General features: G+C 64.7%; 10 protein-coding genes. 3 read left to right on the forward strand and 7 right to left on the reverse strand.

Going from position 1 to position 18637, the window contains the following annotated elements; genetic code table 11:
- Nucleotides 1–77 precede the first annotated feature (77 nt).
- From QZ853_RS11935 to QZ853_RS11945, 3 genes are all read left to right on the forward strand, one after another.
- Nucleotides 78–998 carry a DMT family transporter gene (locus QZ853_RS11935; protein WP_295573362.1) on the forward strand — a complete coding sequence of 307 codons (921 nt, stop codon included), beginning with the start codon at nt 78–80 and terminating at the stop codon, nt 996–998.
- A complete protein-coding gene (locus QZ853_RS11940; RefSeq protein ID WP_295573504.1) occupies nt 995–1333 on the forward strand; it encodes an MGMT family protein in 339 nt (112 codons plus the stop codon). Before QZ853_RS11935 ends, QZ853_RS11940 begins: the two co-directional genes overlap by 4 nt.
- Before the next feature lie 93 nt (nt 1334–1426).
- On the forward strand, nt 1427–2101 hold the full coding sequence (locus QZ853_RS11945; RefSeq protein WP_295573365.1) for a rhomboid family intramembrane serine protease: 675 nt from the start codon (nt 1427–1429) through the stop codon (nt 2099–2101).
- Between the two features lie 144 nt (nt 2102–2245).
- Here the strand turns inward: QZ853_RS11945 and QZ853_RS11950 are convergent, their stop codons facing one another.
- From QZ853_RS11950 to QZ853_RS11980, 7 genes are all read right to left on the reverse strand, one after another.
- Entirely contained in the window at nt 2246–3829 is a 1584-nt protein-coding gene (locus tag QZ853_RS11950; protein ID WP_295573368.1) for an NAD(P)/FAD-dependent oxidoreductase, read from the reverse strand.
- A gap of 76 nt (nt 3830–3905) precedes the next feature.
- Complete coding sequence (locus QZ853_RS11955) at nt 3906–4400, reverse strand: VOC family protein (protein ID WP_295573371.1); 495 nt, start codon at nt 4398–4400, stop codon at nt 3906–3908.
- Nucleotides 4401–4526: 126 nt separating this feature from the next.
- Entirely contained in the window at nt 4527–6536 is a 2010-nt protein-coding gene (locus QZ853_RS11960) for a M13 family metallopeptidase (protein WP_295573374.1), read from the reverse strand.
- 286 nt (nt 6537–6822) lie between these two features.
- On the reverse strand, nt 6823–8925 hold the full coding sequence (locus QZ853_RS11965; protein ID WP_295573377.1) for a M13-type metalloendopeptidase: 2103 nt from the start codon (nt 8923–8925) through the stop codon (nt 6823–6825).
- 200 nt (nt 8926–9125) lie between these two features.
- The gene (locus QZ853_RS11970) at nt 9126–12212 is read right to left on the reverse strand and encodes a TonB-dependent receptor (protein ID WP_295573380.1); all 3087 of its coding nucleotides are present in this window, start codon (nt 12210–12212) and stop codon (nt 9126–9128) included.
- Between the two features lie 402 nt (nt 12213–12614).
- Entirely contained in the window at nt 12615–15437 is a 2823-nt protein-coding gene (locus tag QZ853_RS11975; RefSeq protein ID WP_295573382.1) for a TonB-dependent receptor, read from the reverse strand.
- 362 nt (nt 15438–15799) lie between these two features.
- A complete protein-coding gene (locus QZ853_RS11980; protein WP_295573385.1) occupies nt 15800–18589 on the reverse strand; it encodes a TonB-dependent receptor in 2790 nt (929 codons plus the stop codon).
- Nucleotides 18590–18637 lie beyond the last annotated feature (48 nt).

Raw genomic sequence — 18637 nt, forward strand, 5'->3', positions numbered from 1 at the left:
GGTGGTCGCCGCCCCCGTGCGACAATGACGGCCCCCACGTCTTGCCTGGCCGCACCGCGCGGCCTGCCGCTGTCCTGATGTCCAACCCCGTTTCCCGTATCGCCACCGCCTCCCCGCGCATTGCGCTGGGAGGCATCGGCCTGGCCGCGATCGGCGCCATCGCCGCGTCCGGCAAGGCCATCATCGTCAAGCTCGGCCTGCGTCACGGCGTCGATGCCACCACGCTGCTCGCGCTGCGCATGCTGATGGCGCTGCCCTTGTTCGTGCTGATGGCGCTGTGGGCCGCGCGCCGGGCCGGGCCGCTGTCCTGGGCCGACCGCGCCCGCGTGCTGTGGCTGGGCTTCACCGGCTATTACCTGTCCAGCCTGCTCGATTTCCAGGGCCTGCAGTACATCAGCGTGACCCTGGAGCGGTTGATCCTGTACTTGAACCCGACCCTGGTGCTGCTGATCAACGTGCTGCTGGCGCGGCAGCGTCCGGGGCGCTGGCAGATCGGCGCCCTGGTGCTGAGCTATCTGGGTGTGCTGCTGGCCTTCGGCCATGACCTGCAGCGCGAGGGTGGGCAGATCATCGTCGGCAGCCTGCTGGTGCTGGGCAGCGCGCTCAGCTATGCGTTGTACCTGTTCGGCAGCGGGCAGGTGGTGGCGCGCACCGGCGCGGTGCGGCTGACCGCCTACGCCAGCTGCGTGGCCAGCGTGCTGGTGCTGCTGCACTTTGCGGTGACCCATCCGCTGCCGCTGCTGTGGCAGGCGCCGGCAGTGGTGCAGTGGTTGTCGCTGATCAATGCCACCGTGTGCACGGTGCTGCCCGTGCTGGCGATCATGCTGGCGGTGCAGCGCGTGGGTTCGTCGCTGGCCGCGCAGGTCGGTATGCTGGGCCCTGTTTCCACCATCGTGATGAGCCTATGGCTGCTCGACGAACCGATGGGGCCGGCGCAGATCGCCGGCACCGTGCTGGTGCTGATCGGCGTACTGCTGGTGACCCGCCTGCGGCGCTGACGCCGGAGCAGGCGCGTGCACGCATCCTGGCGGTGATCCGCGCGATCCCCGCGGGGCAGGTGATGGGCTACGGGCAGGTGGCGATGCGCGCCGGCCTGCCGGGACGTGCGCGGCTGACCGCGCGCATCCTTGGCCAGAACGACGATCCGGACCTGCCCTGGCACCGCGTGCTGCGCTCGGACGGGCGCATCGCCATGGAAGAGGGCTCGGCTGGCTGGCGCGAGCAGTCGCAGCGGCTGCGCGACGAAGGCGTAGTGGTGGAGAACGGCCGGGTGCGGATGCCCGTCACCGATCCGGCCGCGGCGCTGGATGCGGCCGTATGGGGGCCCGGCTGAGCGCCGCTGGCGACTGAACGGGCTGCGCCTGCAAGTCGCCAACAAGACACGGTGCTGCGGCTATGATGGAGGCCGTTCCATGCCGGTGCTCCCATGTTCCCGCGACTGCCAACCGTCACCAAGGCCCTGCTGATCGCCAACGCGATCCTGTTCCTGCTGCAGCAGCCGTTCCTGCTCGGCATGCAGACCTTCGAACCGTTCATGCTGCAACCGCTGCAGCAGGGCTTCGATGCGTTCTCGCCGGGCGTCAACTTCCAGCCGTGGCAGCTGCTGACCTATGGCTTCCTGCACGGCAGCTTCGGCCACCTGTTCTTCAACATGCTGGCGGTCTTCATGTTCGGCGCGCCGCTGGAGCAGACCTGGGGCGAGAAGCGCTTCCTGCTGTACTACCTGGTGTGCGTAGCCGGCGCCGGTGTCTGCCAGCTGCTGGTGGGTACGCTGCTGGAGAATCCGGCCACGGTGCTGGGCGCGTCCGGCGGCGTGTTTGGCCTGCTGCTGGCCTACGGCATGCTGTTCCCGAACCAGCGGGTGATGCTGCTGTTCCCACCGATCCCGATGAAGGCGCGCACCTTCGTGATTCTGTTCGGCGTGGGTGAGCTGGTGCTGGGCATGACCGGCTGGCAGCCGGGCGTGGCCCACTTCGCGCATCTGGGCGGCATGCTGTTCGGCTGGTTGCTGATCCGCTACTGGCGCGGGCAGTCACCGTTCAACAAGCGCCGCCCGCCAGGCCCACCGAACCGCCCCAACCATCTGCGCAGCGTGAAGTAAGGCGCGATGCGCCTCGCTTCACGCGGGTAGGTGCCAACCTTGGTTGGCAATCATCCCTGTCGTTTCGTGGCAACCGAGGTGGGTACCCATCAACGGCAGGTCATGCACGCGGCGGGTACCTGTGAATCCACGCACGGCGTGGATCTACAGGTCCTGCAACACCACCTGCGCGGCATTGTGCCCGGGCGCACCGGTGACACCACCACCGGGATGGGTGCCCGACCCACACAGGTACAACCCGGGCAGCGCACCGCGATAGCCGGCCTGGCCAACCATCGGCCGGGCCGAGAACAGCTGGTTGGCGCTGAGCGCACCGTGGAAGATGTCGCCGCCGATCAGACCGAAGGTGCGTTCCAGATCCAGCGGCGACAGCACCTGACGGCCCAGCACGCTGTCGACGAAGCCCGGCGCGTACTGCTCGACGGTGGCGATCATCAGGTCAGCCACGCTGTCGCGATGATCATCCCAGTGGCGACCCGCAGGCAGAACCGGCGCCACGTGCTGGCAGAACAGGCTGGCGACATGCTGTCCGGGCGGCGCCAGTGAATCGTCCAGCGTACTGGGGATCAGCATCTCCACGATCGGCTGGCGTGACCAGCCATCGCAGCGCGCATCCAGCCAGGCGCGGTCCATGTAGTCCAGGCTGGGCGCCATGATGATGCCGGCGCTGAGGTGATCGCCGGGGCCGGGCAGGGCGCGGAACTGCGGCAGCCGCGACAGCGCCAGGTTCATCCGGAAGGTGCCGGAACCGCAGCGCCAGTGCGCCATCCGTTCGCGCGTCGCCGCTGGTACCTGCGCCGGTTCCAGCAACTGCTCGTACAGCAGCTTCGGATTGACGTTGGCGATCACCGCGCGTGCGCGCAGGGTCTCGCCGTTGGTCAACACCACCCCTACTGCCTGGCCATGTTCGACCAGCACGCGCTGCACGCCGGCATCCACGCGCATTTCGGCACCGGCATGACGCGCGGCAGCGGCAATCGCCTGGCTGATCGCGCCCATGCCGCCGATTGCGTGGCCCCAGGCACCCTTGACGCCGTTGCACTGGCCGAACACGTGATGCAGCAGCACGTAGGCGCTGCCGGGCGTGTACGGACTGGCGTAATTGCCGACGATGCCGTCGAAGCCGAACAGCGCCTTGATGGGTTCGCTCTCGAACCAGCGGTCCAGGTATTCCGCTGCCGAAAGCGTGAACAGGTCCAGCAGTTCCTGACGCAGCGAAGGATCCAGCGCTGCAAGTTCGCGGCCGAGACGGCCCATCTGCCACAGCGCGGGCAGGGCACGCCAGCCGGCGGCCACACCGAGGTCCGGCGGCGCACGCAACGCCCACGCACGCAGCACGTCAGCGAAGATCTCCAGGCGCGCTTCATAGGCGGGCAGCACCTGCGCATCGCGCGCGGAGAATTTCGCGACTTCGGCCTGGGTGCGGCCCGGCGCCGACAGCAGGTAGCGGCCATCGGGCAACGGCAGGAAGTTGTTGGCCGGACGCGCAACGATGCGCAGTCCGTGGGCAGGCAGCTGCAGGTCGTCGACCACCTTCGGTTGCAGCAGCGATACCGTGTACGACGCCACCGAGTTGCGGAAGCCGGGATGGAATTCCTCGGTAACCGCAGCACCGCCGAGCACGCCGCGGCGTTCAAGGACCAGTACCTTCTTTCCGGCCTTCGCCAGATAGGCCGCGCAGACCAGCCCGTTGTGGCCACCGCCGACGATGAGTGCATCCCAGGTCATCAGCACCTCTGGAAAAGGGGACGGAGGGGATTAAGTCGTAATCGGCATCTGAGCACGCATCCATGCGGGAAGCGACTTAATCCCCTCCGTCCCCTTTTTTGATGGCGGCTTCGATGGTGGCGATGTCGATCTTCTTCATCGGCATCATCGCGTTGAATGCGCGCTTGGCCAGTGCCTTGTCCGGGCTGGTCACCGCTTCGATCAGCATGCGTGGGCTGATCTGCCAGGAGATGCCCCAGCGGTCCTTGCACCAGCCGCACTGGCTCTCCTGGCCGCCGTTGCCGACGATCGTATTCCACAGGCGGTCGGTCTCGGCCTGGTCCTGGGTCTGGATCTGGAACGAGAAGGCTTCGCTGTGCTTGAACGCGCTGCCGCCGTTGAGGCCGACGCACGGGATGCCGCAGACGGTGAATTCGACGGTCAGTACGCTGCCCTCCTTGCCGTCAGGGAAATCGCCCGGCGCGTGATGCACGGCGGTGATCCTGCTGTCGGGCAGGAAGCTGGCATAGAAGGTAGCGGCCTCGAGCGCACCGTTGTCGTACCAGACACAGATGGTGTTCTTGTGCGCCATGTTCGGGCTCCGCGATGGACGAAGCCGCAGCGATAGCACGCCCGGTGTTAACCCGGGATCGTGCTGCAACCGCAAAAAAAAAGGGCGCCCGAAGGCGCCCTCTGCATTACCTGCACAAGCGATGGCTCACCGCCAGACCTTGATCTGCTCGGCTTCGCCGCGCTGCATCGGCTGGCCGGCCTTGCAGCTGAAGGTGGCGCCGAACGCCGGCAGGTTGGCCAGCGTGCCGTTGCTGCGCCACAGGCCCGGCGCACGGATGTCGGCGGTCAGGCGGCGCACCGCTTCGTTCGGCGACAGCTGCTGCGCCCACAACGCCGACCACGCGCGGAAGAAGCCCTGCTGCTGTGCCTGCTTGGCCTTCGGCTCCTGCGCGGTGTAGGCGGCCCAGGCCAGTTCCAGGCCGGCGATGTCGGCCAGGTTCTCCTCCTGGGTGAGTGCGCCGTTGACCTTGGCACCCTTCACGCCCGGGAAGTCGTAAGCGCTGTACTGCGCGGCCACGCGGTTGCCGAGCAGGGTCCAGGCGGTCTTGTCGGCCGGGGTCCACCAGCTGCGCAGCTCGCCCTTGGCGTCGACCAGCGCGCCCTTGGCATCGATCGCGCGGGTCAGCTCATGGCCGACCAGGCCACCGAAGCTGCCGAACTTGTCGGCGGCCTCAGCCTTGGCGTTGAACACCGGGCCTTGCAGGATCGCAGCGGTGACGATCAGTCGGTTCTGCGCCAGGTCATAGGCCAGCGAAGGCTGTTGCGGCAGCACGTCCCAGCGACGGTCGGCGTTGCCCTTGCCGATGCGGCGCATTTCCTCACGGTGGCGCCAGGTCGATGCGATCAGCATGTTGCCGCCGAACGAGCCGCGGCCCATCGGCTGCACCGAGTAGTCGAGGTCACGCAGCGGCGTACCGATCTCGATCTTCAGCGCGGCCAGCTTGGCCTGGGCTTCGGACTTGGCCTCGGCGCTCATCCAGCTGCTGTTCTTGACCGCTTCGATCTGCACCTCACGCACCTTGTCGACGATCCACGCGGCCTGGCGGCGGTCTTCGGCCGACAGGTAACGCGCGGCGTACTCGCGGCCGACCATCGGGCCGGCGGCCACGTTGATCGCATCGAGCACGCTTTCCCAGCGCTGCGGCGGCAGGGTTTCGCCACGCAGCACGCGGCCGCGGAATTCGAACTCGGCGTCGCGGTAGGCCTTGGACAGGTACGGTGCCATCGAGTCACCCACGCGCCAGCGCAGATAGGCCTTCCACTGCTCGGGCTTGAGCTTGGTGACCATGCCATCGAGCTGCTTGAACAGGCCCGGATCGGCCAGCGAGACCAGGTCGTCGTCCACGCCCTGCGCCTTCAGGAACGCATCCAGCTGCAGGTTGCGGTAACGGCTGTTGAGCTCCTTGGTGGAGATCGGCGCGTAGTTGTTGAACGGGTTGTTGATACCGGCCAGCGACTGCGCATTGCGCGCCAGCTCGGTTTCCAGTGCGATCACCGACTGAGACTCTAAATCGAGCTTGGCGGCCGGGGTGCCGGTCAGTGCCAGGATCTGCTTGACGTAGGCGCGGTAGCGGCCCATCACGGCCACGGTGTCGGCGTCGGTGCGGGTGTAGAACGCCGGGTCCGGCAGACCCATGCCGCCCTGCATGAAGTAGCCGATGTGGCGATCCAGCGCCTTCAGATCGACGTCGGGGCCGAAGTTGAAGGCCACCGGGATGCCGACCTGGTGCAGCGCGGCAATCGAGGCCGGCACGTCCTTGGCCTTCTTGATGGCGTTGATGCGGGTCAGCAGCGGGGCGATCGGATTGGAACCGTCGGCTTCCACCGCCGCTTCGTCCAGGCCGCTGGCCCAGAAATCACCGAGCAGTTTCTGCACGTTGCCCTGCGGCGCCTTCATCGCGGCGTCGAGCAGTTCACGCTGCTGCTGGCGGCTGCGGTCGACCAGCTGACCCAGCGCGGTGGTGGCCCCGGTCTGCGGCACCGGGTTGGCCTTCAGCCAGCCTGCATTGGTCGCGTCGTAGAAGTCGCTGCACTGGGCACTGACAGCCGGGGCGCGGGCGGCCTTCTTCTTGGCGGCGGCGAACGCATCGTGGGTCGGAACCAGAGTCGCCAGGCTGATGCCCAGGGCGATGGCAAGCGGACGGAAGTTGGGCATATGGAACGAATCCGTGATGGATTGAGGGCGCGCGCACTATAGCAAGCTGGGCATGGGCGCGGGATGCACGCATCACGGAGCATTCGCCGATCATGCGCGGCGCTACCGGGTGGGTGGCACGGCGGGGCGGGATGCACGCGTCGCGTTGCTTTCGCCGACCAAGGTCGGCAGCTACCGGAGAGCGCCGGGATCGGTAGTTCCACGCCATGCGTGGATGACAGACACCGCCAAAAACAAAGGCCCGGGAATTCCCGGGCCTTTGCAGGTCTGCAGCTTCAGCCGTGGCTTACCAGATCACCACCTGCTGGTCGCCGCTGCGGGCCATCGGCGAACCGGCCTTGCACTGGAACGCGGCCGCGAAGGTCGGCAGGTTCGACGGTGCACCCATGGCGCGGAACTGCGCCGGTGCGTGCGGGTCGGTCGCCAGGCGGACCTTGGCGTTCTCCGGGGTGTACTTGGTGCGCCACACGGTGGCCCAGTTGAAGAAGAAGCGCTGGTCGCGGGTGAAGCCGTCGACCTTCGGGTCTTCCTTGCCGGCGCTGGCCTTCTGCAGGGCGTCGTAGGCGGTGGCCAGGCCGCCCAGGTCGGCGATGTTCTCGCCCAGGGTCAGGTGGCCGTTCACTGCCTGGCCGTCGACCTTGTACTGGTCGAACTGCTTGACCAGCTTGCCGGTCAGGCCTTCGAAGTTCTTCTTGTCAGCCGCGGTCCACCAGTCTTCCATGTTGCCGGTCGGCCCGAAGCGCGCGCCCTGGTCGTCGTAACCATGGGTCATTTCGTGGCCGATCACCGCGCCGATGCCGCCGTAGTTCAGTGCGTCGTCGGCCTTCGGGTCGAAGAACGGCGGCTGCAGGATGGCGGCCGGGAACACGATCTCGTTCTGCAGCGGGTTGTAGTAGGCGTTGACCGTCTGCGGGGTCATGCCCCACTCGGTCTTGTCCACCGGCTTGCCGATCTTGGACAGGTTGAATTTGTAGTTGAACTCGTTGGCCGCGCGCACGTTGCCCAGGTAGCTGTCGCGCTGGGTCTGCAGGCCCGACCAGTCACGCCACTTGTCCGGGTAACCGATCTTCGGGGTGAAGGTTTCCCACTTGGCGATGGCCTTGGCCTTGGTCTCATCGCTCATCCAGCTCAGGCCCTGGATGCGTTCCTTCAGGGAAGCAGCCAGGTTCTTCACCAGCTCTTCCATCTTCGCCTTGGCTTCCGGCGAGAAGGCGACCTTCACGTACAGCTGGCCAAAGGCTTCGCCGGCATCGTTCTCAATGGTGCCCAGCACGCGCTTCCAGCGCGGCTTCTGTTCCTTCTGGCCGTTGAGGGTCTTGCCGTAGAACTCGTAGTTCTCCTGAACGAAGGCGTCGGCCAGGTACGGCGAGGCACTGTCCACGGTGTGGAAGCGCAGGTAGGCGCGCCACACCGACGGATCGGTGTCGCCCAGCGCCTTGCTCACTTCCTCATGGAAGGCCGGCATCGCCAGCGAGAACTTCTCCGGCGCGGCCACGCCCTGCGACTTGAAGAACTCGGTCCAGCTGAAGTTCGGGGTCAGCTTGTCGGCGTCAGCCAGGGTGACCGGGTTGTAGTACAGCTCGACGTTGCGCGACAGCTCGACGCGCGACTTCGAAGCCTTGGCCAGGCGGGTCTCGAACTTGACCACTTCCTCAGCCTGCTTGGCGGCGTCGGCAGCAGCAACGCCGGACAGCTCCAGCACCTTGGCGACATGCGCCTGGTAGGCCTTCAGCTTGTCGGCATTCTTGGCGTCGGTGTAATAGGTGCTGTCCGGCAGGCCCAGGCCGCCCTGGCTGGCGTAGGCCAGATTCACGGCCGAGTTCTTGAAGTCGGCTTCGGCACCGAAGCCGAACAGGATGTTGTCGCCCTTGGCGGCACTGGTACGCAGGTAGTTGGCGATGGCTGCCTTGTCCTGCAGGCCGTCGATCGCGGTCAGGTCGGCCTTCAACGGCTCGATGCCCTGCGCGTTGATCTTGGCTTCGTCCATGCCGGTCGCCCACAGGTCGCCGACGATTTTCTCGATGTGGTTCGGGGCCTTGACCTGCGCGACCTGCTCGGCCAGCTGGTGCTGCACGGCGACCGAACGTTCGTCGAGGATGGTGAAGGCGCCCCAGCTGGTACGGTCGCCCGGAATTTCATTGGCTGCCAGCCACTTGCTGTTGACGTAGTCGCCAAAGGCGCCGCAGGCGTCCTTGCTGGCGTCCAGATCGCTGGGCTGGAAGGCGTTGTAGGCCGGCAGCTTGCTCTCGTCCAGGGTGTACTGGGTGGCCTGGGCGGGGGCCGGCGTGGAGGCGGTGGCATCCTTGGCCGGGGCTTCAGTCTTGCCGCAGCCAACCAGCGCGGCCGAAACGGCCAGGGTCAGCAGCACGATCTTGGGAGTACGGGTCACTTTGATGGCCTCCAGGCCGAGTGAGTCAGGGAAGGGCCGCGGGGACGGCCGTGGGCCGAACGATACGCCGCCGGCCTGCCCTGCAAGGGTGTCGAAGGTCATGGCCAGGTGCAAGGGGCTGCACGCGAGGCGCCATGAAAGGAAAAAAGAAGGCCCGTGCAATTGCACGGGCCTTCCGGGTCAACGGTGCTGCCGGATGATCAGAAGTCGTATCGGGCAGTGAAGCGGAAGTAGCGCGGGGTCGAGTAGTTCAGCTCACGACCGTACTCCGGGTTGTAGTCCGCAGCACCGCGGTACGGCGAGGCGGCATAACGGGAGTAGTAGCTGCCGGCCACCTGGCGGTTCAGCACGTTGATCACATCAGCCTGCAGGGTCAGGCCCTTGGCCCAGTCCGGCGTGTAAGCGATGTTCAGGCCCAGGTTGAACTGCCACGGTGCCTTGCCATGCGAGCCGCGCGGCGAAGAGCCGTAATCCGACGACGGCGCCACGTAACCCGGGGTGCCCGGTGCGGTGCCGCTGCCCGGCAGGCCGCAGTACCAGTAGTAGGAACCGTCGTAGAGGCCCTTATCCGGGGTCGGGTACATGCTGGTGCAGTTGTTCGGGCGGCCTTCGGCCACGGTCAGGCTGCCGCCGACGCGCCATTCGGGCGTCAGCTTCATGTAGCCGAACGCCTTGAGCACGTGGCCACGGTGGTTCGGCAGCAGGCCGTTTGCGCCTTCCATCAGCTGCGGCAGGTCCCAGTCCTGGGTAACCGAGACGTCTTCCTGGCCGCCAGCACCGGTATCGAGGTCCGAATTCAGCTGGCCCTCGGTATTGCCGTAGTTGCGGCTGAAGGTGTACGTGACCTTGCCGTACCAGTTGTCAGTGCGCTTTTCCAGGAACAGGTCCAGGGCGTAGTACTTGCGCTTGAGCTTGGGCAGGCGCAGATCGGCCGCCGAGTAGTGCACCTTCTTGTAGCTGCCATCGGCCTGCTCTTCGTAGAACGTATTGCCCACGCCAGGGTTGAACAGGAAGCAGGCGCCGCCCAGGGCCGGGGTGCAGGTATCGTCGATCGCGCTCTTCAGTTCACGGTAGGTGAACTTGGCGCCCCAGACGGTATCAGCGGCCAGCTGCTGCTCCATGCCGATGATGTACTCGTCCTGGTAGTGCGACTTCAGGTCAACCGCAGCCAGGGTACGCGGGTTCGGCGCATTGCCGCATTCCAGGTTGCTGGCGACAGCGTTGGTGCCCGGGCACAGGTAGCCCTTCGAGGCATCGACCGGGATCGAGTTCAGGCCGGTCGGCGCGCCGGTGTTCGGATCGACGCCGGTGTAGGTGAAGTACTCATTGGTGTTCAGCGAGCCGGAAGCGGCGCGCACTGCCACGTTGTTCGGCATTGCCAGATGGTAGCGGCCGGCATTGGCGAACAGCTTCAGCGAGGAATCGCCATTGACGTCCCAGGCCACGCCCAGGCGCGGTGCGATCTGCGTCTTCTGGCTTGCGTACTTCTCGCCGGTACCGGTGTAGTTGGTGAACTGCTCGTTGCGCAGGCCCAGTGACAGCAGAACGTTGTCCGACACCTGCCAGCGGTCTTCGATGTACTGGGACGCCTGCTCGGTCTTCGGCTGCGCCAGCTTGGTGCTGTACAGGCGATAGACGTAGTAGCCCTGCGCGCCAAGGCCACCGCCGCTCGCTGCCGAGCCTACGCCGTGCGATGCGTCGATCGGGGTGTTCGGGTTGGTGGAACGACGGTAGATCCAGCCGTAGCTGCCCGGGTACTCGGTGCCGGTCAGCGATTCGGCATCCTGGCGATCGAAGCCGAAGCGGAGTTCGTGGTTGCCCACGCGCCAGGTCAGGTCGATGCGGCCACCCTTCGTTTCGTCGAAGGCGCCCGGCGCGCTGACCAGCGAGGTGGTGCTCTGGCAGCTGCCGTACTTCAGGCCCGGGGCCTGTGCGGTAGCGCCGGCGCTGATGTACGGGCAGCTCGGGTCGTAGTTGAACAGGCCCTGCGAGTGCTCGATCTTCTGGCGGCCATACAGGGCCGACAGGGTCAGGTTGTCGGTCAGATAGCCGGTGTACTTGCCGATGTAGAGCTTGGAGTCGTCCTTGGTGCTGATGCCGCCGGTCTGCACGTTGCCGTGGCTGAAATCGTTGTAGTTGAAGGAGGAGTACTCGGCGTCATACTTGGTGACGTCGGACACGCCTGTCAGCTCGATGACATGGTTGTCGGTGATGTTCCAGTCGACCTTCGCGGTCCAGCGCGGATACTCGTAGGTGTATTCGTTCCAGCCGCGGGTCAGGTTGGCGGCGCTGGTGTTGGTTGCGTAGCGGGCGCTGCTGCCGTCGGTCTTGGTGAACTCACCGTTGACGAAGAAGAACAGCTTGTCCTTGACGATCGGGCCGCCGACGTAGGCGCCGGTGGTGTTCTGCCAGGAGCTGTTCTTGTTGCGGTACTGGTACAGCTTGCCATCGGTCTGGTAGGCCGCACCACGCGGATCATTGGCGGTGAAGTGGCCGGTGTTGGCGTAGTACATGTTGCGCGGCGAGGCGCGCAGCGACTCCGGGGTCCAGATTTCGTAGGCGCCAGCCTTCCATTCATTGGTACCGCGGCGCGTCACGATGTTGACCACGCCGCCGGTGGAGCGGCCGAATTCCGCACCGAAGCCACCCGTGAGCACCTGCTCCTGGGCAATGGCCTCGAACGGCAGGGTGGTCGAACCAATGCTGGTCAGCGGGTTGGTCACGGCGAAGCCGTTGATGTAGTAGGCGTTCTCCGAGGCAGCCGAGCCACCGAAGCTGGGCACGCCGCTGTAGCTGTTGCTGGCGATCGCGCCCGGGGCCAGCAGGGCAACGGCGGTGATGTCGCGCGGCAGCGGGAGGCTGCGCAGGTCTTCGTAGCTGAAGACCGTGCGGGTATCGACCTGCGAGACGTCGACCGATGCGATCGAAGCGGCGCGCACCACGATACCGTCCAGATCGGTCGCCTTGCCGCCAGCGAACGAGACTTCGGTACCGGAGGCGATGTTGACCGCCACGTCATTCTGGGTGGTGACCGTGGCGCCGTCACGGCGCAGTTCCACCGAGTAGCGGCCGTTGGGCAGGTCGGACGCGCGGTAGCGGCCATTGGCGTCGACCGGCAGGGTGCGTGTGGCACCGGTACCCAGGTTGCGGACAACCACGGTCGAACCCGACCCGGCCGGGGCCTGGCCGTAGATGTAGCCGGTCACGGACTGTGCGTGGGCAACCGAGAACAGGCAGCCGGACAGGGCGGTAGCCAGCGCCGCACGGCGCCAGAACTTCGTTTGCATCAGGACTCTCTCCGATGTGTAGTGGGTGCGCCTTGTGACGAAAAGGGAACACGGTCACAAACGACGTAGCTCATTTATAAATGCCTCGTGAATAAAATTGCAATGGTCCCTGAACGAAAATTTTGCAATTTCGCACCCGATGTTCTCTTCTGTATCGAATGTCGGCAATTGAGGCGTCAATTGACGCCAAGTTTCGCTTAACATTTCATTCACCAAATGAAGGCTTTTCAGGAGTCCGAGGTAGACATGTAACGTTTGGCGACAGTTCATGAAGCGTGATGCGCAGGCCCACCAGGTGTGGTCACCGGTTGTCGGCACTGACCGGCGGTATCCGGGCCCGGGTGTGCAGGCATGAAAAAGGCCCCGCCGGAGCGGGGCCTTGTTGTTTCGCCAGAGGGGCGCTTACTTCCTGCCGAAGTCGTACTGCGCCTGCACGTAGATCGCACGCCCGTAGGCGTTGTACAGGGAGTTGTTGTACGGCACGTCGATATTGCCCGCGTAGGAGTGCTGCTGGTTGTCCGGCACCTTGTTGAACAGGTTGTTGACCATCAGCGAGAACGTCAGGTTGTCCATCGCGCGGTAGTTCACGCTCAGATTGTATGTGGTGTACGAGCCCCACTTGCCGGCCTTGTAGCCGGAGGTCGGGTCGACGTAGTCATAGCTGCGGCCGATGTAGGACATGTAGTTCGGCGTGCGGCCGATGTAGTTGAAGTACAGCGTGGTGGTGAACTTGTCGATTGCCCAGCCGATCGAGCCATCGGCACGGACCTTGGCATAGGAGTCGTACACCCACATCGCGTACGGGTTGCCCAGCAGGTCCAGGAAGGGGTCGTTGAGCTGCGGCTGCAGTTCACGCTTGAGCATGTTGGTGTAGTTGCTGGCGAACTGCAGCGAACCGAAGCGGCCGATGTCCTGCACGTACTTGAAGCTGGCGGTCACCGCCTCGAGGTTCTGACGTGCCACGTTCAGCTTCGGCGTGTAGATCTCATCCAGCGCACCGGTTGCATCGCGGGTGACCCAGTTGGCCACGTCCTCGCAGGTGGCGCCCGCGGTGTTGGTCAGGCCGTTGCGGCAGTAGTACTCGGCCAGCAGCAACTGGTCGGAGCTGAGGGTGTTGACCTCGTTCTTGATCTTCCAGTTGTAGTAGTCCACCGACACCGACAGGTTGTTGATCGGTGCCCACACCAGGCCTGCGTTCCACACATCGGCGGTAATCGGCTTCAGCTCGGGGTTGCCCGACTGCGTACCGAACACCGAGACGCTGCCGTAACGGCAATCGACCGTGTTGGACGGATCGAAACCGAGCTGGCCGCAGCGGTAGTAGTCCTTCGCGCTGTTGGCGTAGTAACCGCTCTTGCCCTGGAAGGCGTCGGGCAGGGACGGTGCGCGGAACGCGGTGCCGTACTTGCCGCGGACCAGCAGGCTTTCAAACGGACGGAACTCCAGGCCGACGCTGTAGGTCGGCTTGTCGACGGTATGCCCGGCAATCTTGAAATTGTCGTAGCGGCCGGAGGCGGTGACGGTCAGCATGTCATGCAGCGGCAGACGCAGTTCGCTGGTGACGGCGTAGTTGCTGCGATGGCCGTTGCCGGCCACCGAGGTGGTACCGAACACCGTGCCGTCGGTCAGGCGCACATCCGGCGTGTAGTTCCAGCCCTCGCTGCCGCCCTCGACCACCGCGGCGAAGCCGGCGTCGCCGCCCGGCAGCTTGAACAGCGAACTGTTGGTGATCTGCGCACGGGTCTGGGTCTGCCAGGTACGGCTGCGGCTGGTGGTGAAGCCGGTGAAGCTCTGGAAGGCACCCTCTGGCAGCCTGGAATAGAAGGCACCCCAGTTCGGGTTGTAGATGTTGTAGCCGTCGTCGGTCTGGCCCAGCACCGGACCGAGCACGTTGTCGGCGAACCAGTTGTTGATCGGGTCGTTCCAGCGCGCGTAGCCACGCTCGTTGAGCTTGTACTCGCCGCGGGTAATGCTGGCCTCGTAGTCCCAGTTGCTGCCGATCGCGCCGCGCGCGCCCAGAGTGACCTGGTAGGACTTGCTGCGGTCGGTATTCATGATGTCGCGGTAGCCGCCACCGCCGATATCTTCGGGGGCGAACACGCGCTGCAGGCCCAGGTAGCGGCCGCTGCCCTCATCAAAGAACGGGCCCATGCTGATGTCCGTGCCCCAGTAGTTGTAGCCGGCGCCGGTGTTGTACTTGACGGTCTCGTAGCTGTAGAGGACATCGCCGAACAGCTGCAGGTTGTCATTCACGTCGTAGGTCAGCGACGAATAGAACTGGCTGCTTTCCTTGCTGTTCTTGATCGTCTTGTAGCCCGCGCTGAACGCGGAGCCGCACGATTGGCCCGCGCGGCGCGTGCCGAGGACGGTGGTCCCGTCGAACTGGCCGGCAATACCGGCACAGTTGTTCGGGTCCATCATCAGGAAATCATTGTTGTCCGCGTCGAAGACCAGGAAATCGTTGGAAGGCAGCTGGCGGGTGTAGCCGCGCGGATTGTTCTGCTTGGTGATATCGCGCTGATAACCCCAGATCGGCGTGGTCTTTTCATACTGCACGTTGACCAGTGCACGGAAGCGGTCGTCCTTGCTGTTGAAGCCATTGGCGCCGCTCACGCGGAAGCTGGCGCCGCCGCCATCGGAATACGCACCACCGCGCACGTTCAGCGTGCCGCCGTCCATACGCTCCTTGAGAATGATGTTGACCACGCCGGCGATCGCGTCCGAGCCGTACAGCGAGGACTGGCCGCCCGGCAGCACTTCGATGCGGTCGACGATGTCGATCGGAATGCCGCTGATGTTGTTGAACGCGTCGCTGCCGTTGTACAGCGCCGGGTAGGACAACATCGGCCGGCCATTGATCAGGTACTTGGTATAGCCCGGATTCAAGCCGAACATGCCGGCCGCTTCCGCGCCCTGGGTGAACGATGCCGAGGTCTGGCCGCCCTGCAGGCCGCCGGTGGTCAGCGAGGACTGCTGCAGCACTTCGGCGACGCTGGAGAAACCGCGCGCCTGGATCGCTTCGGCGCTGATGGTCAGCACCGGCGTCTGGGTTTCGATCTGGGTCTGCGGGATCAGCGAGCCGGTCACCGTGACCCGGTCGAGATTGGTGGCGGTCTTGCTGCTGTCCTGCGCCACTGCCGTGGCGCTGGTACCGGCCAGCAGGAGGCTGGCAAGGACGGCATGGGTGAGCGGGTGGCGCGAGAATGCGAAGCGGCGACGAGACATGCGATTACTCCGTGTGATCGTGATGACGCGTTTCCCGTTCCTGGGAATTCGGATTCTGTTCAGCTGCCCTGCCTGTACGGTCTGGCGGCGTGGCGTCAACGTAACACACGCTTAACTTGCCTTGCGCGGCTCTGTAACGGTTGGTGACGGGCGGTTGCGCGCTTCGTGAAAAACCCTTTGTCACTAGGCATTTTTCCCGTTTTGCGGATTATCCAAGAGCGCCAGAATGATGAATGTTTGATAAATTCAACTGGTATTAACAATCGATACATTGCCGACGTCCCGGCGGCGTATGGAGGGCAAAAAAAAGGCCCCGCCGAAGCGGGGCCTGGTCCAGACACAAAGTCCGGAAAACGACGGGATCAGAAGTTGTACTTGACCTGGGCCGAGATCTGGCGGCCGTAGACGCTGTAGAAGCCGTCATTGAACGGGGTCGATTCGTTGCCCGGGTAGTTGTAGCGCTGGCCTTCCGGCAGCTTGTTGAACACGTTGTTGACCATCAGCGACAGGACCAGATCGTCCTGTGCCTGGTAGTTCATGCTCAGGTTGTACGTGGTGTACGAACCCCACTTGCCGGCCTTGGCGCCGGACGAGTGGACATAGCCGTAGCTGCGGCCGGTGTAGGCCAAGTAGTTCGGGGTGCTGCCGACGTAGTTGGCGTACACGGTGGTGGTGAACTTGGCGATGTTCCAGGCCACCGACAGATCGCCACGAACCTTGGCGAAGTTGTCGTAGTACCACATGTTGTACGGATCGCTCAGCAGGTCGAGCTTGGCGGCGCCCGGCATCGGCTGCACTTCACGCTTCAGCATGTTGGTGTAGTTGCCGGAGAACATCAGCGAGCCGAAGCGGCCGATATCCTGCTGGTACTTGGCCGCCACGGTCACCGCTTCCAGGTTCTGGCTGGCAACGTTGAGTTTCGGCGTGTACACGCGGGTCAGGTTGCCGCCGGCATCGCGCGACACCCAGTCAGTCACGTTCTGGCAGCTGGCCGAGGTATTGTTCGGCAGGCCGTTGCGGCACTGGTACTCGGCCAGCAGCAGCTGGTCGGTGCTCAGGGTCTTGACCTCGTTCTTGATCTTCCAGTTGTAGTAGTCAGCCGACAGCGAGAAGTTGCTCACCGGGGCCCACACCACGCCTGCGCTCCACACATCGGCGGTGATCGGCTTCAGGTCCGGGTTGCCGGACTTTTCGCTGTACACCGAGGTGGTCTTGTAGAACGAGCAGGCCTCGTCACGCAGGCCGTAGCCCATCTGGCTGCAGCGGTAGTAATCGTTCTGGCCGGACGAGTACGAGCCGCTCATGCCCTGGAAGGCATCGGACAGGGTCGGCGCGCGGAAGGCGGTGCCGTACTTGCCGCGCAGCAGCAGGCTCTCGATCGGACGGAATTCCAGGCCGACGCTGTAGGTGGCCTTGTCGACGGTCTTGTCGGCGATCTTGAACGCGTCATAGCGGCCGGAGGCGCTGACGGTCAGCTTTTCCAGCAGCGGCATGCGCAGTTCGCTGGTGACCGCGTAGTTGCTGCGGTGACCGGCGCCGGCGACGGCGGTGGTGCCCCACACGTTGCCATCGATGAAGGCCTGGTCCGGCGAGTAGTCCCAACCTTCGCTGCCACCTTCGAGTACGACGGCCAGGCCGGCGTCACCGCCCGGCAGGCTGAACAGCGAGCCGTTGGTCACCTGCACGCGGCCCAGGTTCTGCCAGGTCTTGCTGCGGTGGGTGCCGTAGCCGGTGAAGCTGGCGAACTGGTCCGGGGTGATCGGCGAGTAGAAGGCGGCGTAGTTCGGGTTGTAGATGCCGAAGCCATCAGTGGTGGTGCCCAGGCGCGGGCCCAGCACGGTCTGGCCGAAGAAGTCCTCGATCTTGTCCTTGAAACGCACGAAGCGGTTCTGGTCCAGGCGGTACTCGCCACGGGTGAAGCTGGCGCTGTAATCCCAGTCGCCGACCATGCCCTTGCCACCCAAGGTGACCTGGTAGGCGCGGCTCTCATCGGAGTTCAGGATGTTGTTGTAGTGGCCCGGGCCGATTTCTTCCGGCGCGAAGGCGCGCTGCAGGTTCACGACCTTGCCGGCGCCCTGGTCGTAGAAGCCCCCCATGACCGACTTGGTGCCCCACCACAGGGCGCTGGAGCCGGAGGTGAACTCGGTCTTTTCCTTGCTGTACAGCACGTCGGCGAACAGCTGGAAGCTGTCGTTCACGTCGAAGGTCATCGACGAGTAGAACTGGCCGCTGTTCTTGCCGTTCTTCAGGGTCTTGTAGCCGGCGCTGTACACCGAACCGCAGGACTCGCCCGAGGCGCGCTTGCCGACGACGGTGGTGCCGTCGTACAGGCCTGCCACGTTGGCGCAGCGGCTCGGGTCCATCATCAGCAGCTTGTTGTCTGCGTTGGTGATGACGGCGAAGTCGTTCGACGGCACCTGTGCGGTGTAGCCGACCGGGTTGTTCTGCTTGGTGATGTCACGCTGGTAGCCCCAGATCGGGCTGCCGTTTTCGATCTGCACGTTGACCAGCGCGTGGAAGCGGTCGTCGAACGCGTTGAAGCCCTTGGCTGCGCTGAAGCGGATGTTGCTGCCGCCGCCTTCAGTGTAGGTGCCGCCACGGACGGTCATCGTGCCGCCGTCCATGCGCTCCTTCAGGATGATGTTGACCACACCGGCGATCGCGTCCGAGCCGTACAGCGAGGACTGGCCGCCCGGCAGCACTTCGATGCGCTCGACGATGTCGATCGGAATGCCGCTGATGTTGTTGAAGGTGTCGCTGCCGTTGTACAGCGCCGGATACGAGAGCATCGGGCGGCCGTTGATCAGATACTTGGTGTAGCCCGGGTTCAGGCCGAACATGCCGGCTGCTTCGGCGCCCTGGGTGAACGAGCCCGAGGTCTGGCCGCCCTGCAGGCCGCCGGTGGTCAGCGACGACTGCTGCAGCACTTCAGCAACGCTGCTGAAGCCGCGGGTCTGGATGTCTTCGGCGGTGATGGACATCACCGGGGTCTGGGTTTCAACCTGGGTCTGCGGGATCAGCGAACCGGTGACGGTGATCTTGTCCAGGTTGGTCGCCTTGTCCTGGGCCATTGCCGGGGCGGCGGCCATCAGAGCGGAAATCAGGGCGACGGCGAGCGTGTTGCGACGTGCGGTGTTGCTTACGTATTTCATGTAGTTCCAATAGAGAGCAAAAACAAAAACGGCACTGCGCATGCGCCA

The sequence above is a fragment of the uncultured Stenotrophomonas sp. genome, from assembly GCF_913778665.1.
GTDB lineage: Bacteria > Pseudomonadota > Gammaproteobacteria > Xanthomonadales > Xanthomonadaceae > Stenotrophomonas.